The organism is Thermaurantiacus sp. (assembly GCF_053487655.1).
This window is the reverse complement of record NZ_JBRCLD010000050.1, coordinates 40,251-54,511: the sequence shown is the minus strand read 5'-3', so window position 1 is coordinate 54,511 and position 14,261 is coordinate 40,251. Positions and strand designations below refer to the sequence as shown.

Here is a 14,261-nt window from a genome sequence, read left to right as displayed (position 1 = left end):
TGGTGCCCAGGAAAGGACTCGAACCTTCACGGCCTCTCGGCCACTGGTACCTGAAACCAGCGCGTCTACCAATTCCGCCACCTGGGCATCGGCGCGGCCGGGCCGGACCCCGGGAAGGCGCGGGCCTACCGCTCGCGGCTGCTGCCGTCAACGGCCAAGCGCGCATCGGAAAGACGCGGGTGGCGATGCGGCACGGGCATTTGCCGGGCGCGGGCATGATCGCTAGAGCCTGCGCCCATGCAGCTTGTGACCATCGTCGGAGGGTCCGGATTCGTCGGCCGCGTGCTCGTTGAGCGGCTTGCCCGGCGCGGGACCCGGCTTCGCATCGCTGTCCGCAACCGCGCGCGTGCCATGCGCCTGAAGCCGCTCGCCGATGTCGGCCAAATCGAGATCCGCGCTGCCGATCTCCTCGATCCGCCATCGCTTGCGGCGGCCATGGAAGGGGCGGATGCCGCCGTCAATCTTGTCGGCATTCTCGCACCTTCGGGCCGCTACGGGTTTGACGCGGTGCAGGCCGAAGGCGCCGGTGCTGCCGCGCGCGCTGCGGCCGGGGCGGGCGTGCGCGCTTACGCCCATGTCTCAGCAATCGGCGCAGACCCGGCCTCGCCTTCGGCCTACGGGCGCAGCAAGGCCGAAGGGGAGCGACAAGTGCGCGCTGCCATTCCCCATGCTGCCATCCTGCGGCCCAGTCTCATCTTCGGGCCCGACGATGGCTTCACCAACCGCTTCGCCGGGCTGATTGCAGCGGTCCCGGTCGTGCCCGTGATCGCTGGCAAAACCCGCTTCCAGCCAGTCTATGTGGTCGATGTGGCAGACGCGATCGTCGCTGCCCTCGAGCGCCAGCTCGATGGCACCGCGCCCGCGACGGGTGAAACCTTCGAGCTCGGCGGGCCGGAAATTCTGACAATGCACGAAATCAACGCCTGGCTGAACGCCGAGACTGGGCAGAACAAGCGCCTGGTCAGCGTGCCCGACTCTGCCGCGCGGCTCTTGGCCGGGTTCGAGTTTCTGCCGGGTGCGCCGCTTACGATGGACCAGTACCGGATGCTCAAGCGCGACAATGTCGCCAACCCTGAATTGCCAGGCCTTGCTGCCCTTGGAATTACGCCCACGCCGCTTGCTGCAGTCGCACCGCAGTGGCTCGACCGCTATCGCCCGGGCGGCCGCTTCGCAGCAACGGCCGCCCGTTAGGCTCGTCCCCTTGGACCAGGGCACCCTCTTGCAGGCAATCCTGCTTGGCCTTCTTGAAGGCTTGACGGAATTCCTCCCGGTCTCCTCAACCGGCCATCTCATCCTCGCCTCCGAGCTCATCGGATTTACGGGCGAAGGCTCGGTTGCCTTCAAGATCGCGATCCAGTTCGGCGCCATCCTCGCTGTCATTCTGACCTACTGGAGCCGCTTCTGGGGGGTCGCCGCCGGGCTCCTTGCGCTCGAGCGCGGCGCCATCGCCTTCACTCGCAATATCCTCCTCGGCTTTGCGCCAGCCGTGGTCGTCGGAGTGCTTGCCTATGATGCGATCCGGGCGCTGCTTGAGAGTCCGCATGTGGTCGCTGGCGCCCTCATCCTCGGCGGAGTCGCCATTCTCCTCATCGAGCGAATGGTGAAAACCGTCCGCGCCACGTCAGTTGAGACCATGCCAGCTGGCCTCGCGGCCGGCGTGGGCGTGGTCCAGTGCCTCGCCATGGTCCCAGGCGTCTCCCGCTCGGGCGCAACCATCATGGGTGGCCTGCTGATGGGCCTCGACCGCCGCACCGCTGCCGAATACAGCTTCTTCCTCGCCGTCCCGACCATGCTTGGCGCCGCCGTCTATGCGCTCTGGAAGGAACGCGACCGCCTCACACTCGACGATCTCAGCCTCATCGCTGTCGGCTTCGTCACCGCCTTTCTTGCCGCGCTCGTCGTAGTCCGCTCGCTTGTCGCCTTCGTGAGCCGGCACGGCTTCGCCCCCTTTGCTTGGTACCGGATTGCTGTGGGCTCCGCAGCGCTGCTGTGGCTCCTCGCAAGATAGGCCCAAGACGGAACCAACGGCGCACTGGTGACGAGCCTGGTGGCGCCCCTCCCTCTTCAATGGCTCAGGGAGTGGCAGCAATACTGACTTTTCCGGTGGAAATCTGTGCTTGGCCCTGATAGGGCACGCGCCGGAAAGGTTGACCGCCCATGGCTGAATCGTCCATGCTTGCCTTCATCCACCGCGACCAGGCGTATCCGGCAAAGCGGGCAGCAGCCGAGCGGGCGCATGACTTTGCCGAGATCAGCAGCGCCTGGGCCGAGCCGGAGGCCTTGGCGCAGGCTGCGCGTTGCTCGCAGTGTGGCGTGCCTTTCTGCCAGGTTCATTGCCCGCTGCAGAACAATATTCCTGACTGGTTGCTGCTTGCAGCCGAAGGCCGCCTTGAGGAAGCCTATCAGCTCTCGGCCGCCACTTCGACCATGCCCGAGATCTGTGGCCGCATCTGCCCGCAGGACCGGCTGTGTGAGGGCAGCTGTGTTATCGAGCAGTCTGGCCATGGCGCCGTCACCATCGGTGCAGTCGAGAAGTTCCTGACCGACACTGCCTGGGAGCGGGGCTGGGTCGCGCCGCTGGTGCCGGGGGCGCCGAGCGGCCAGTCGGTCGGAATCATCGGTGCGGGGCCTGCTGGCCTGACAGCCGCCGAGCTCCTCCGCCAGCAAGGCCATGACATCCACGTCTATGATCGCCACGACCGCGCCGGTGGCCTCCTCACCTATGGAATCCCGGGTTTCAAGCTTGAGAAGGCAGTCGTGATGCGGCGCATCGCCCGGCTCGAGGCGGGCGGAATCCGCTTCCATCTCAGAACGGAGGTCGGCCGCGACGTCGGCTTTGCAACGCTCCGCGCGCGCCATGACGCCGTCTTGATTGCAACCGGGGTCTATCGCGCCCGCGAGGCTGGCGTTCCCGGCGCGTCGCGGCCCGGTGTTGTGCGTGCGCTCGATTATCTCATTGCGTCCAACCGCAAGGGCTTCGGTGACAAGGTGCCCGGCTTCGATTCGGGCGCGCTCAACGCGACCGGCCGGCGTGTGGTGGTGGTCGGCGGCGGCGACACGGCGATGGACTGTGTCAGGACCGCCGTCCGCCAGGGTGCCAGGTCGGTCACCTGCCTCTACCGGCGCGATCGCGCTAACATGCCCGGCTCTGTGCGCGAAGTGGCCTATGCGGAAGAGGAGGGCGTCCTGTTCGAGTGGCTGGCAGCGCCCGTCGCTTTCGAGGGCGACGGTGCCGATGGACCGGTCACTGCCGTGCGCGTCCAGCGCATGCGGCTGGGTGCTGCCGATGCGTCGGGCCGGCGCCTGCCCGAGCCCGAGGCGAACACCCAGTTCACGCTCGCCGCTGACCTTGTCATCGAGGCGCTCGGCTTTGATGCTGAGGATCTGCCAACCGCTTTTGCCGCACCCGATCTTGCGGTCACCCGCTGGGGCACCATCCGGACGGCCGGCGGTTTCAGGACGAGCCTTCCCGGCGTCTTTGCAGCCGGCGACATCGTCCGCGGCGCCAGCCTGGTCGTCTGGGCGATGCGCGAAGCGCGTGACGCAGCGGCCGAAATCCAGCACTATCTCGCTACCGCCGCCTCCCGCGGCGCAAAGGAAGCTGCCTGATGCCGTCCCCTGCCCTTCATGCTGCGGCCATTGCTGTGATCGCGCTCGCTGCCGCCAATCCCGCCGCCGCCCAAGATGCCACGGCGGCGGCCACCACGCTTGTCGATCTCATCGCGCCCCTGCCTGCTGCCCAGGCGCAGCTGGAAGCGCAGCTTGGCGAAATGCGGAAAGGCGCCGCCGTACGCGCCATGCTTGGTGGCAATCCGCGCTATCAGATGGAGGCAGCCAAAAATCAGCCCACTTTCAACCAGGGGATTGCCCGCATTGGCGCAATGCAGGCTGACACGCTTGGACCCATCATGCGCGAGATGGTGCCAGCAACGCGCAAAGCGACGATCGCGGCCTATGCTGCCGCCTTCACCCCCGCCGAACTTGCCGCCATCACCGCCTTCTACAAGTCATCGGCCGGCCAGAAGCTGCTGCGCCAACAGCCCCAGCTCCAGGCGCGAGTCAATCAGCAGATGGCGCAGCAATTCGGGCCGCGGATGACGTCTGCCCAGCAATCGCTGGCACCCAAGATCGATGCCGAGCTGCGCAAGCTGTTTCCGCCCGCGCCGGCAGCGGGTGCGCCAAAGTGAGGCGCGCCGTCGTCGCTGCGTTCCTCGCTGTCGCCCCGGTCGCGGGTGCCGGCAGCGCGATGGGAACCCCGGCGGCCGAGCGGCCGAAGGAGATGGTCAATGACCTTGCCGAGCGCCGGGCGCTGGCTGACCGGCTGAATGTCCTGACCGGTGCCGAGGCGCTGACCCGCGACGCCATGCGGATCCAGGTCGAGGCAACCATTCCCGTCTTCCTCAAAGGCAATGCGGACCGGATGGACGAGGTCCGCCGGATCGTGACCGAGGAGCTGATGGCGGAAATGGACAAGACCGTTCCCTTCCTGCTCGCGCACAGCCGCGACCAGCTCGCCGCTGCCTTCTCAGTCGCCGAGCTCGCCGAGATCATCCGCTTCTATGAAAGCGACGTGGCGAAAAGGCTCGTCGCAGCGCTTCCGCGGTTTCAGCGGGAGGCCGCCGAACTCGGGGCCAAGCTGGGGCTTGCCGCGGTGCAGGCCGCAATCCCGCGTATTATCGACCGGCTCCGCACCGCCAACCTCGCCACGCCAGAGAAGCTCTGAAGGGCCCGCCCATGTTCGACCCCGTGCAGGAATCCGCCCGTTCCCGCCTTGCCCGCGATGGCATGTACCGTCCCGAGTTCGAGGGCGATGCCTGCGGGGTCGGGCTGGTGGCCGCCATTGACGGTGCCCCCTCGAGGCGGGTGGTCGAAGCCGGGATCGAAGCACTGAAGGCGGTCTGGCATCGGGGGGCAGTCGATGCCGATGGCAAGACTGGCGATGGCGCAGGGATCCACCTCGACCTGCCCATTGCCTTCTTCCACGATTGCGTGGCGCGGGCCGGGCAGAAGCTCCGGCCAGGTCTCACTGCAGTCGGCATGGTGTTCCTGCCGCGCACCGATCTTGCCGCCCAGGAGACATGCCGCACCATTGTCGAAGCCGAGATTATCGCTGGCGGCCACGCCATCTATGGCTGGCGCCAAGTGCCAGTCAATGTCGCCGTCATTGGCCGCAAGGCAGCGGAAACCCGGCCCGAGATTGAGCAGATCCTGATCGCCGGGCCGGAAGACACGAGTGCGGCTGGCCGCGACGCGTTTGAAAAGCAGCTCTACATCCTGCGCCGGCGGATCGAGCGGCGGATCATCGAGGCCCAGATCCAGGGCTTCTACATCTGCTCGCTGTCGTGCCGGTCGATCATCTACAAGGGCCTGTTCCTGGCTGAGAGCCTCTCGGCGTTCTATCCCGACCTCCTCGACCCCCGCTTCGAGAGCCGATTTGCGATCTACCACCAGCGCTATTCCACCAACACCTTCCCGCAATGGTGGCTCGCCCAGCCGTTCCGCTGCCTCGCCCACAATGGCGAGATCAATACCATCCGCGGCAACCGCAACTGGATGAAGAGCCACGAGATCAAGATGGCAGCTGACAATTTCGGCGAGGCTTCCGAAGACATCAAGCCGCTCATCCCGGCTGGCGCTTCTGACACCGCCGCCCTTGACGCCGTGTTCGAGGCCCTCGTCCGCGCTGGCCGATCGGCGCCGGAAGCAAAGGCGATGCTGGTCCCCGAGGCCTGGGCCAATGACAGCGCCATGCCCGAGGCCCACCGTGCCATGTATGCCTGGTTTGCAAGCGTCATGGAGCCTTGGGATGGCCCAGCTGCGCTTGCCATGACCGATGGCCGCTGGGTGGTGGCCGGCATGGACCGCAATGCGCTGCGGCCCATGCGCACCCTCGAGACGGCCGACGGCCTCCTGGTTGTCGGCTCTGAGACCGGGATGGTCCTCCTCCCCGAAGACCGCATCCGCGCCAAAGGCCGGCTCGGCCCCGGCGAAATGATTGCTGTCGATCTCGAGGAAGGCCGGCTCTACCGCCATCGCGCCCTCATCGACCGGATTGCGCGCTTGCACCCTTACCAGCAATGGGTGGGGGACTTCACCGACATGGCTGCCATCCTGCCCGCCGGTGGCCCAGTCCATGCGCCCGCGCTCGCGCCCGAGACGTTGCGCCGCTTCCAGGTCGCCGCCGGCCTCACGCTTGAGGACATGGAGCTGATCCTCGCTCCCATGGTCGAGGATGCCAAGGAAGCGGTCGGCTCAATGGGAGATGACACGCCGCTTGCCGTCATCTCGGCCAATCCGCGCTGCATGAGCCACTTCTTCCGGCAGAATTTCAGCCAGGTGACAAACCCGCCGATCGACTCTTTGCGCGAACGGCGGGTGATGAGCCTGAAGACCCGCTTCGGCAACCATGGCAACATCCTCGACAGCGAGAACGGCCAGCCAGGCGTGATGGTGCTTGAAAGCCCGGTCCTGCTCAACGCGGAATGGACAGCGCTCAAGGCCCATTTTGGCGCCTCGGCGCAGGAAATTGACTGCAGCTTCCCAGTCGCCGATGGGCCTTCGGGCCTGCGCGCGGCAATTGCCCGCGTGCGCGCCGAAGCCGAGGAAGCCGTGCGGCGCGGCAAGTCCCAGCTGTTTTTGACTGACGAGCACCAGTCGGCAAGCCGCGCCGGCATCACCATGATCCTTGCTGCCGCCGCTGTCCACACCCATCTCGTGCGCAAGGGCTTGCGTACCTTCGCCTCGATCAACGCGCGCTCAGCGGAGTGCCTTGACCCCCACTATTTCGCCGTCCTCGTCGGGATCGGTGCGACCACGGTCAACGCCTGGCTTGCCGAGGAAGCTATCCACGCCCGCCATGCCAAGGGCCTCTTTGGCAGCCGCAGCATCGCCGAGTGCCTCGAGCGCTACCGCACCGCCGTCAATGACGGCCTCTTGAAGATTATGGCCAAGATGGGAATTGCCGTCATTTCCTCCTATCGTGGCGGCTACAATTTCGAGGCCGTCGGCTTGTCCCGGGCGCTGGTTGAGGATTTCTTCCCTGGCATGCCGTCCAAGATCTCGGGCGAGGGCTTCGCGTCCCTCTTCCAGTCCGCCCGTGACCGCCATGCCCTCGCCTTTCGCGAAGGCGCCGTCAGCTTGCCCGTCGGCGGCCTCTACCGCTACCGCGCTGGCGGCGAGCCCCACGCCTGGGAGGCCGGCCTCATCCACACCCTGCAAGAGGCGGTGGCAACGGACAGCTATTCTGCCTACCGCCGCTTCTCCGAAGGCGTGCGCCAGCTGCCGCCCATTTATCTTCGCGACTTGCTCGACTTCCGCCCTGCAGCCGAACCCCTCCCCGTCGATGCTGTCGAATCGATTACCGAGATTAGGAAGCGCTTCGTCACCCCTGGCATGTCGCTTGGCGCGCTCTCGCCTGAAGCGCATGAGACGCTCGCAGTTGCCATGAACCGCATCGGCGCCAAGGCCGTCTCGGGCGAGGGTGGCGAGGATTCGGCCCGCTTCCGCCCCTATCCCAACGGCGACAATGCCAACTCAACAGTCAAGCAAATCGCCAGCGGCCGCTTTGGGGTGACAGCGGAGTATCTGAACGCGGCAACCGAGATCGAAATCAAGATCGCCCAGGGCGCCAAGCCCGGTGAAGGCGGCCAGCTTCCCGGCTTCAAGGTGACCGACATGATCGCCCGCCTGCGCCACGCAACGCCAGGGGTGAGCCTCATCTCGCCGCCCCCCCACCACGACATCTACTCGATCGAGGATCTGGCCCAGCTCATCTACGACCTGAAGCAGGTGAACCCGGATGCCCGCGTGTGCGTGAAACTCGTCTCGCAGGCCGGGATCGGCACCGTCGCCGCCGGAGTTGCCAAGGCCCATGCCGATGTCATTCTCGTCTCCGGCCATGTCGGCGGCACGGGCGCTTCCCCCCAGACCAGCATCAAATATGCGGGAACGCCCTGGGAAATGGGCCTGACCGAAGTCAATCAGGTGCTCACCTTGAACGGTCTCAGGCAGCGGGTGCGCCTGCGGGTCGATGGCGGCCTCAAGACTGGCCGCGACATCGTGATCGCCGCCATCCTCGGCGCTGAGGAGTTCGGAATCGGCACGCTCTCCCTCGTTGCCATGGGCTGCATCATGGTGCGCCAGTGCCATTCCAACACCTGCCCGGTTGGTGTGTGCACCCAAGACGAGCGGCTGCGCGCTCGCTTCCGCGGCACGCCCGACAAGGTCGTGAACCTGATGAGCTTCATCGCCGAGGAAACCCGCGACATCCTTGCCCAGCTTGGCGTGCGCTCGATTGACGAAGTGATCGGCCGCACCGAGCTGCTCACCCAGGTGTCGCGCGGGGCCGAGCATCTCGACGACCTCGACCTCAACCCCATCCTCGCCAAGGTCGACGCGCCGGACCATCTGAGGAAGCCCCCCGCCGACTTCACGCGCAACCCCGTGCCCGACAGCCTGGATGCCGAGATCCTGAAGGACGCCCGCGCCCTGTTCGAGCGCGGCGAGCGGATGCAGCTCACCTATACGGTCCGCAACACCCACCGGGCGGTCGGAACCCGGCTTTCGGCCGAGATTACCCGCCACTTCGGCATGACTGGCCTCAAGCCCGGCCATATCGAAGTGCGGCTGCGCGGCTCCGCTGGCCAGTCGCTTGGCGCCTTCGCAGTCCAGGGGGTCAGGCTCGAAGTGTTCGGCGACGCCAATGACTATGTCGGCAAGGGCCTCTCCGGTGCCACGATCGCAGTCCGGCCGATGGTCTCCTCGCCGCTCGCAACCAATGCAAACGCAATCATTGGCAACACGTGCCTCTACGGCGCAACAGCAGGCGAATTGTTCGCAGCCGGCCAGGCCGGGGAGCGCTTTGCCGTCCGCAATTCGGGCGCGGTCACCGTGGTCGAAGGCTGTGGCGCCAATGGTTGCGAATATATGACCGGCGGCATCGCCGTTATCCTCGGCCCGGTCGGTGCCAATTTCGCCGCAGGGATGACGGGCGGCATGGCCTTTGTCCTCGACGAGGACGAAAGCTTTGCTGGCCGCGTAAACCCGGAGTCCGTCGTCTGGCAGCGCCTTGCCTCGGCGCACTGGGAGGAGGTGGCCCGGTCGCTGATTGCCCGCCATGTGGCGGAGACCGGCTCGCGCTTCGCCGAGAGCCTCCTCCTCGACTGGGAAGGAACGCGCGCGAGGCTCTGGCAGGTGGTGCCGAAGGAAATGCTCGCCCGGCTCGAGCACCCGCTCGACGATGCCGCCGCGGGGAGGGGACCTGAGCTGGTGGCGGCCGAATGATGTGCCAGCTTGCAGCCACCCTGCTGCTGGCCCCGGCCGGCCTTGCTGCCCCAAAAACATAGGCAAGGGCGGCGCTGCCGCGCGCCGCAAGAGAGCAATCCCCCGGTCATCGCCCCACAAGCCGACTGACGCCAGGTCCGCCACGGTCTTGAGGCGTGGTGGCGATGCCGGAGAGGCATCGCTCGGCCCGCCGCTTCTGATCGGGGGCGCTACTGCTCAGCGCAGCTCGTCGCCGAAGCGCGCCGTTGCAACACCATCGGGCCCATAGACCGGCTCGGTGCGGTCGAACCGGTATTTCCGCGTGACCGCATGCGCGATCCCGATGCCGGAGAGATGTTTGAGCATTCCGAAATAGGAGGGGGCATGAAAGTGGGCGGCGAGCGTTTCGGCGTCCTCCCATTCCTCGAACACATGGATGCGGTCGGGCAGATAGGGGTCGGCGGCCCAGCTGTAGTGGCGGCAGCCAGGCTCGGCGAGCGCTTCCTCGATGAGCGCCTTCGCGCCAGCAAGCGCCAATTCGCGCGTTCCCGGCGCCATGTCGATCTCGCCCGTGATGATGATCCCCATCAGCTGCTCCCCTCGATTCTCCGGGTGGAAAGCGCCGCCCGCATCCCATCTTCCATGCCGTCGCGGTGCACCATCACACAATGGGCAAGCGCGATTGCCCGCCCCGCCTGGAACAGCGCCAGGGCCAGGCGATAGCTGCGGTTTCCCAGCGCCTCGACACCAACGCCCGCCTCGACCTCGCCGGGGTACTTGCCTTCGGCCAGATAGTCGATGCGGATATGGGCAAGGAGCACGCCTGAGGGATCAATGGCGCTCGCCTCGGCTCTCGCAGCCATGTGGAACCTGAGGCGCGCTTCCTCGAACAGCCTTGCAATCGCGACATTATTGAGGTGCGCATTCGCGTCCATATCGCCATAGCGGGTCTGGAGCGTGGTCCGGAACGGGTAGGCGGCCAGATCATGCCGCCACGCCTCGGCCTTCAGGCCCACGCGACTCGCACCGGCAATGTCTTCAAGCCGCTCACGAAATTGGCAATCGAAAGCTTCGGTTCGCCGGCAAGCTCGACCGATGCGAGCTTCGGCAGCAGCTCCTCCCACAAGATCCGCATCTCGAGCCGCGCTAAGTGCATGCCAAGACAGATATGGACTCCATGGCCGAAGGCGATGTGCGGATTGGGATCGCGGTCGGCACGAAAGACCATCGGGTCGGCGAAGACCGTCTCGTCGCGATTGCCCGACCAGTAGAACATGGCGAGGCTCTCGCCCTTGCCGATGGTGCTGCCACCGACCTCGGTATCGGTGGTGCAGGTCCGCATGAAGTGCTTGACCGGAGTCGTCCAGCGGATCGACTCCTCGACGAACAGCGGGATGAGCCCGGGGTCGGCCTTCAGCTTCGCCAGTTCCTGCGGGTTGCGCGCCAGCTCGCAAAAGCCGCCCGCAGTCGAGGAACTGGTCGTATCATGGCCGGCAGTGGCGGTGATCACATAGTAGGAAAGCGCTTCGCGCTCGGGAATGGGCGCGCCGTCGATAAGACCATTGGCAATCACGCTTGCCACATCGTCCCTGGGGTTCGCGCGCCGGTCAGCCAGCACCTTGCCGAAATAGTCGAAGAAGATGGCGGCGATCTTGAAGAGATCGACCTGGGCGTTGCCAGAGCCACCCCACAGGCCGGCGGCCTCGGTGATGTTGCGCGAGCGCGCCACCACATCGGGATCGATGGCGCCGAACAGCTCCTGCGTCAGCTTGAGCATCAGCGGCTCATCCTCAGGCGGCACGCCCAGGATCATCATGATGACGCGCAAGGGATAGAACAGCGCCACCTCGTTCACGAAGTCGAGTTCGCTGCCTTTTGCGCGCATGCGTTCGACATGCTCGCGGGCAATGGCGCGAATCTTGCCTTCGAGATTCTGCCGCACCGCCCCAGGCTGGAACCAGGCGTGGGTGATCTGGCGGAGCTTGCGGTGCTCGGGGTCGTCGAGGTCGACGAGGGTGCGGAACAAGTGGGTGTCGCCCGAGACCTGGAGCGTCCACTGTTCCCCTTCGATGGGCGAAAGATAGGTGCGCTCCCGGTTGATGAACCGGTCATTGGCCTTGGAGACGGCCGTGATGTCGGCGTGTCGAGTGATGGCCCAGAACGGCCGGTAGCCCTTGGGCTGCGCGAAATAGAGGCCGGGGCGGCGACGCAGCTCGGCATAGTCAGCGAACAGCTGCTCGGGCTCGGCATAGAGGTGGGGATTGACGATCCGGTCATCGATCGTCGCCGTCGACCAGCCGGGAAAGGGAACATCTGCTGCCGCTGTCGCCATGGGCCCTCCGCCAAATTCCGCTTGCCTGCCACGCTGCCACCGGCTTCAGGCTTCGTCACCCCCTTTTGCCGGAGCCTGCCGATGGCCAACCCGCGCTATGATCTCCACTACTGGCCGACACCCAATGGCCACAAGGTCACATTGTTCCTGGAAGAGCTCGCGCTTCCCTATCGCCTTGTCCCCGTCAACATCCGCGTGGGTGACCAGTTCCGGCCCGAGTTCCTGTCGATTGCGCCCAACAACCGCATTCCAGCGCTGGTCGACCGCGAGACAGGAACCCATCTCTTCGAATCCGGGGCAATCCTCCTGTGGCTTGCCGAGACGCATGGCGCCTTCCTGCCCGAGTCCGGCCAGCCGCGGGCAGAAGTTCTGCAATGGCTGTTCTGGCAGATGGCGGGCCTGGGGCCGATGCTAGGCCAGGCCGGCCATTTCCGAAACGCGGCACCCGAGCCCCTCCCCTATGCCATCGAGCGCTACACAAACGAGTCCCTCCGGCTCCTCAAAGTCATGGACAAACGGCTGGAGACCCGCGCGTTCCTCGCTGGCGACTCCTATTCGATCGCCGACATGGCGGCCTACCCCTGGGCGGCGATCGGCCATCGTCTAGTCGAGAACGGGCCTGACATGCCGCACCTTGCCCGCTGGATTGCCACCATTAAGGCCCGCCCAGCGACGGAACGCGCCTATGCCAAAGCCAAGGACCCGATGTTCGAGGTGGGCGAAATGACAGAAGAGCAGAAGGCGATGCTCTACCGCCAGTCGGCCGCGACGGTGCGCTGACGCCCTCGCCGCATCGGCCCGGGGGCTTCAGGCCGGGAGCTGCGGCCAGGGCAGCCTTGTGGTCGCAAGGTCGAAATGGTCACGCCCGGCCGGATGCGTTTCGCGACCTTCAATCGTCCCTTCTTCTTGCCTCGAGCTGGCGCTCCCACCGGGCTACGGCAAAAAGGCAGAAGCCCGTCACCAAGGTCTGGAGGAGAATCAGGCCTCGTCCTCCGAGACGGGACCCCTTGCCGTCAAGACCACGCGCCGCGCGCCAGCCGGGCGCTCGCGATAGGGCGGTCGGCGCACAGCGTAGATCCGGTCGGTCCGGAAGCGGGCGATGTTGACCCGGTCCTGCTGGTTGCCGCCGAGCCCCATGAACTCATTGCCATCGGCGGTGACGCCGACGGCAAGGGTGACATGGCCGCCGCCCTGGCGGGTGAGCACAACCACGTCGCCGACGCAGATATCGGTGCGATCGCAGGAGACTCCCCAGTCCGACCAGGCAAGGGCGGCGAGATATTTGTTCGGCGGCAGCCGCTCGGGCCGGCCCTGGGCGGAGCGGACCGCGACGACCGCCATGAACAGGCCGCACCAGGGGATGCTGTCGGCATTGTAGAAGTCCGCCGCCCAGTTGTCATAGGGGCGTCCGGTTGCACTGGCGACTTCATCCGCCCAGGCGAGAATGCGCGGATTATTGCCTGCGCCCGGCACTTCGGTGGTGCCGAGGAGATCGAGCGCGACCCGCACCATCAGCGGCGCGATCGGTTCCTGCAACAGGAATACATAGGGTGCCGGAACGGCAGGCATGAACTTTCCCCCTCTGGTTCGCCCATGATACTAACCGAGATTGACCAATGGGACAAGCCGGCCCTATTCTGACCGGTTGCGCGTGACCGTGCCGGCGCCTTCATCCTCGGTCACAACAAAGGGGCTGTCGTCGGTTTCCGGGATTCCGGATTGGCCCAGGGCTTCGTCGGCGGGGCCTGGCACGCCGTCCACGGTGCCGGCCGGGCGAAGCAGGAAAGCTGCAGCGATCGCGGCGCCGACGAGCAGAAGGGGGAGGAGCCAGCGCCACATGCCGCGGCCATAGGCAGCTGCGCGGGCCCTGTCAGCCGCTTTCCTGCCGCCTGAGTGCCTCGTAGAGGAGGAGGGCGCCGGCGATGGCGACATTCAGGCTGTCGGCCCGGCCGCGCATGGGTATCTGCGCCAGCTGGTCGCAGGCCTCGACGAGGGGCGCGGGCAGGCCTTCCGCCTCGTTGCCGAGGAGGAGGAGGGCCGGGTTCCCAAAGTCGAGGGCGCGATAGTCCCATGCGGCCGGATGGAGCGCGGCGCCGGTCAGGGTTGCGCCATGCGCCGCTTTCCATGCCAGAAGCTCCTCGACGCTGGCGTGGACCACCGGCACCGTGAAGATGGCGCCCATCGAGGCGCGCACCGCCTCGACCGAATAGGGATCGGTGCAGTCGCCCAGAAGGATGAGGCCGGCGCCGCCGGCGCCGTCCGAAGCGCGCAGCAGGGTGCCGAGATTGCCAGGATCGCGCAGCCGCTCGGCGGCAAGGAGGCGCTGGCCCGGCGGCAGGTCGGCAAGACGGCGCTGTGGAATCGCGAAGGCAGAGACCACGGCCTGCGGGTTGTCCTTGCCCGAAAGTGTTGCAAGCACGGCGGGAGTGACTGGCAGCACATCGCCACGGCAGGCGCGGACGAGGCGGCGGACGAGCGGGTGGTCGGCGCGGTCAGCAGCAAAGGCAACCGCCTGCGGTTCCCAGCCGGAATCGAGCGCCTCGATTCCGATCCGGAGGCCCTCGGCGAGGAACAGGCCCTCGGCGCGGCGATATTTCTTCTCGCGCAAGGACCGCAGCCGCTTCACCCGCGCATTGGCGGCCGATGCGATGGTCTCGGGGATCTTCAT

13 protein-coding genes and 1 tRNA gene are annotated in these 14,261 nt (G+C 66.4%); 7 read left to right on the top strand and 7 right to left on the bottom strand.

The window, feature by feature from the left end; translation table 11 throughout:
- Positions 1–87 (bottom strand) — tRNA-Leu (locus tag ACWIQA_RS05180).
- A 150-nt stretch (positions 88–237) separates the two neighbouring features.
- On the opposite strand from ACWIQA_RS05180, the gene ACWIQA_RS05175 reads away from it, so the two are divergent.
- From ACWIQA_RS05175 to gltB, 6 genes are all read left to right on the top strand, one after another.
- Positions 238–1,191, top strand: coding sequence for a complex I NDUFA9 subunit family protein (locus ACWIQA_RS05175; RefSeq protein ID WP_448582005.1), 954 nt, complete (start codon positions 238–240; stop codon positions 1,189–1,191).
- A 10-nt stretch (positions 1,192–1,201) separates the two neighbouring features.
- A complete protein-coding gene (locus ACWIQA_RS05170) occupies positions 1,202–2,008 on the top strand; it encodes an undecaprenyl-diphosphate phosphatase (RefSeq protein ID WP_448582004.1) in 807 nt (268 codons plus the stop codon).
- A 149-nt stretch (positions 2,009–2,157) separates the two neighbouring features.
- Positions 2,158–3,609 carry an NAD(P)-dependent oxidoreductase gene (locus tag ACWIQA_RS05165; RefSeq protein ID WP_448582003.1) on the top strand — a complete coding sequence of 484 codons (1,452 nt, stop codon included), beginning with the start codon at positions 2,158–2,160 and terminating at the stop codon, positions 3,607–3,609.
- Positions 3,609–4,187, top strand: a complete 579-nt coding sequence (locus ACWIQA_RS05160; RefSeq protein ID WP_448582002.1) for a DUF2059 domain-containing protein — start codon at positions 3,609–3,611, stop codon at positions 4,185–4,187. The genes ACWIQA_RS05165 and ACWIQA_RS05160 overlap by 1 nt, the downstream gene beginning before the upstream one ends.
- Complete coding sequence (locus ACWIQA_RS05155; protein WP_448582001.1) at positions 4,184–4,723, top strand: DUF2059 domain-containing protein; 540 nt, start codon at positions 4,184–4,186, stop codon at positions 4,721–4,723. Before ACWIQA_RS05160 ends, ACWIQA_RS05155 begins: the two co-directional genes overlap by 4 nt.
- Positions 4,724–4,734: 11 nt before the next feature.
- Positions 4,735–9,282 carry a glutamate synthase large subunit gene (gltB, locus tag ACWIQA_RS05150; protein WP_448582000.1) on the top strand — a complete coding sequence of 1,516 codons (4,548 nt, stop codon included), beginning with the start codon at positions 4,735–4,737 and terminating at the stop codon, positions 9,280–9,282.
- Positions 9,283–9,498: 216 nt separating this feature from the next.
- On the opposite strand, the gene ACWIQA_RS05145 is transcribed toward gltB, so the two are convergent.
- Genes ACWIQA_RS05145 through ACWIQA_RS05135 form a run of 3 tightly spaced genes read right to left on the bottom strand, consistent with a single transcriptional unit; the run spans position 9,499 to position 11,593 of the window.
- Positions 9,499–9,849, bottom strand: a complete 351-nt coding sequence (locus tag ACWIQA_RS05145; RefSeq protein ID WP_448581999.1) for a putative quinol monooxygenase — start codon at positions 9,847–9,849, stop codon at positions 9,499–9,501.
- Positions 9,849–10,277: an acyl-CoA thioesterase gene (locus tag ACWIQA_RS05140; protein ID WP_448581998.1), complete on the bottom strand. Its 429-nt coding sequence runs from the start codon at positions 10,275–10,277 to the stop codon at positions 9,849–9,851. Before ACWIQA_RS05140 ends, ACWIQA_RS05145 begins: the two co-directional genes overlap by 1 nt.
- The gene (locus ACWIQA_RS05135; protein WP_448581997.1) at positions 10,268–11,593 is read right to left on the bottom strand and encodes a cytochrome P450; all 1,326 of its coding nucleotides are present in this window, start codon (positions 11,591–11,593) and stop codon (positions 10,268–10,270) included. Before ACWIQA_RS05135 ends, ACWIQA_RS05140 begins: the two co-directional genes overlap by 10 nt.
- 81 nt (positions 11,594–11,674) lie before the next feature.
- Here ACWIQA_RS05135 and ACWIQA_RS05130 point away from each other — a divergent pair, with 81 nt between their 5' ends.
- Positions 11,675–12,373: a glutathione S-transferase N-terminal domain-containing protein gene (locus ACWIQA_RS05130; protein ID WP_448581996.1), complete on the top strand. Its 699-nt coding sequence runs from the start codon at positions 11,675–11,677 to the stop codon at positions 12,371–12,373.
- A 198-nt stretch (positions 12,374–12,571) separates the two neighbouring features.
- On the opposite strand, the gene ACWIQA_RS05125 is transcribed toward ACWIQA_RS05130, so the two are convergent.
- The 3 genes from ACWIQA_RS05125 to ACWIQA_RS05115 all read right to left on the bottom strand — a co-directional run bounded on the left by ACWIQA_RS05125 (position 12,572) and on the right by ACWIQA_RS05115 (position 14,261).
- Positions 12,572–13,162, bottom strand: coding sequence for a TIGR02594 family protein (locus ACWIQA_RS05125; protein WP_448581995.1), 591 nt, complete (start codon positions 13,160–13,162; stop codon positions 12,572–12,574).
- A 63-nt stretch (positions 13,163–13,225) separates the two neighbouring features.
- Complete coding sequence (locus ACWIQA_RS05120) at positions 13,226–13,432, bottom strand: hypothetical protein (protein ID WP_448581994.1); 207 nt, start codon at positions 13,430–13,432, stop codon at positions 13,226–13,228.
- A 31-nt stretch (positions 13,433–13,463) separates the two neighbouring features.
- Positions 13,464–14,261 (bottom strand): TrmH family RNA methyltransferase, encoded by a 798-nt coding sequence (locus ACWIQA_RS05115; protein ID WP_448581993.1) that lies wholly within the window; start codon positions 14,259–14,261, stop codon positions 13,464–13,466.

Excerpts from the sequence above, each read along its gene's own strand:
- ACWIQA_RS05175 (WP_448582005.1), top strand. The coding sequence starts at position 238 with ATGCAGCTTGTGACCATCGTCGGAGGGTCCGGATTCGTCGGCCGCGTG.
- ACWIQA_RS05165 (WP_448582003.1), top strand. The coding sequence starts at position 2,158 with ATGGCTGAATCGTCCATGCTTGCCTTCATCCACCGCGACCAGGCGTAT.
- ACWIQA_RS05160 (WP_448582002.1), top strand. The coding sequence starts at position 3,609 with ATGCCGTCCCCTGCCCTTCATGCTGCGGCCATTGCTGTGATCGCGCTC.
- gltB (WP_448582000.1), top strand. The coding sequence starts at position 4,735 with ATGTTCGACCCCGTGCAGGAATCCGCCCGTTCCCGCCTTGCCCGCGAT.
- ACWIQA_RS05145 (WP_448581999.1), bottom strand. The coding sequence starts at position 9,849 with ATGGGGATCATCATCACGGGCGAGATCGACATGGCGCCGGGAACGCGC.
- ACWIQA_RS05135 (WP_448581997.1), bottom strand. The coding sequence starts at position 11,593 with ATGGCGACAGCGGCAGCAGATGTTCCCTTTCCCGGCTGGTCGACGGCG.
- ACWIQA_RS05130 (WP_448581996.1), top strand. The coding sequence starts at position 11,675 with ATGGCCAACCCGCGCTATGATCTCCACTACTGGCCGACACCCAATGGC.
- ACWIQA_RS05125 (WP_448581995.1), bottom strand. The coding sequence starts at position 13,162 with ATGCCTGCCGTTCCGGCACCCTATGTATTCCTGTTGCAGGAACCGATC.
- ACWIQA_RS05120 (WP_448581994.1), bottom strand. The coding sequence starts at position 13,432 with ATGTGGCGCTGGCTCCTCCCCCTTCTGCTCGTCGGCGCCGCGATCGCT.
- ACWIQA_RS05115 (WP_448581993.1), bottom strand. The coding sequence starts at position 14,261 with ATGAAGATCCCCGAGACCATCGCATCGGCCGCCAATGCGCGGGTGAAG.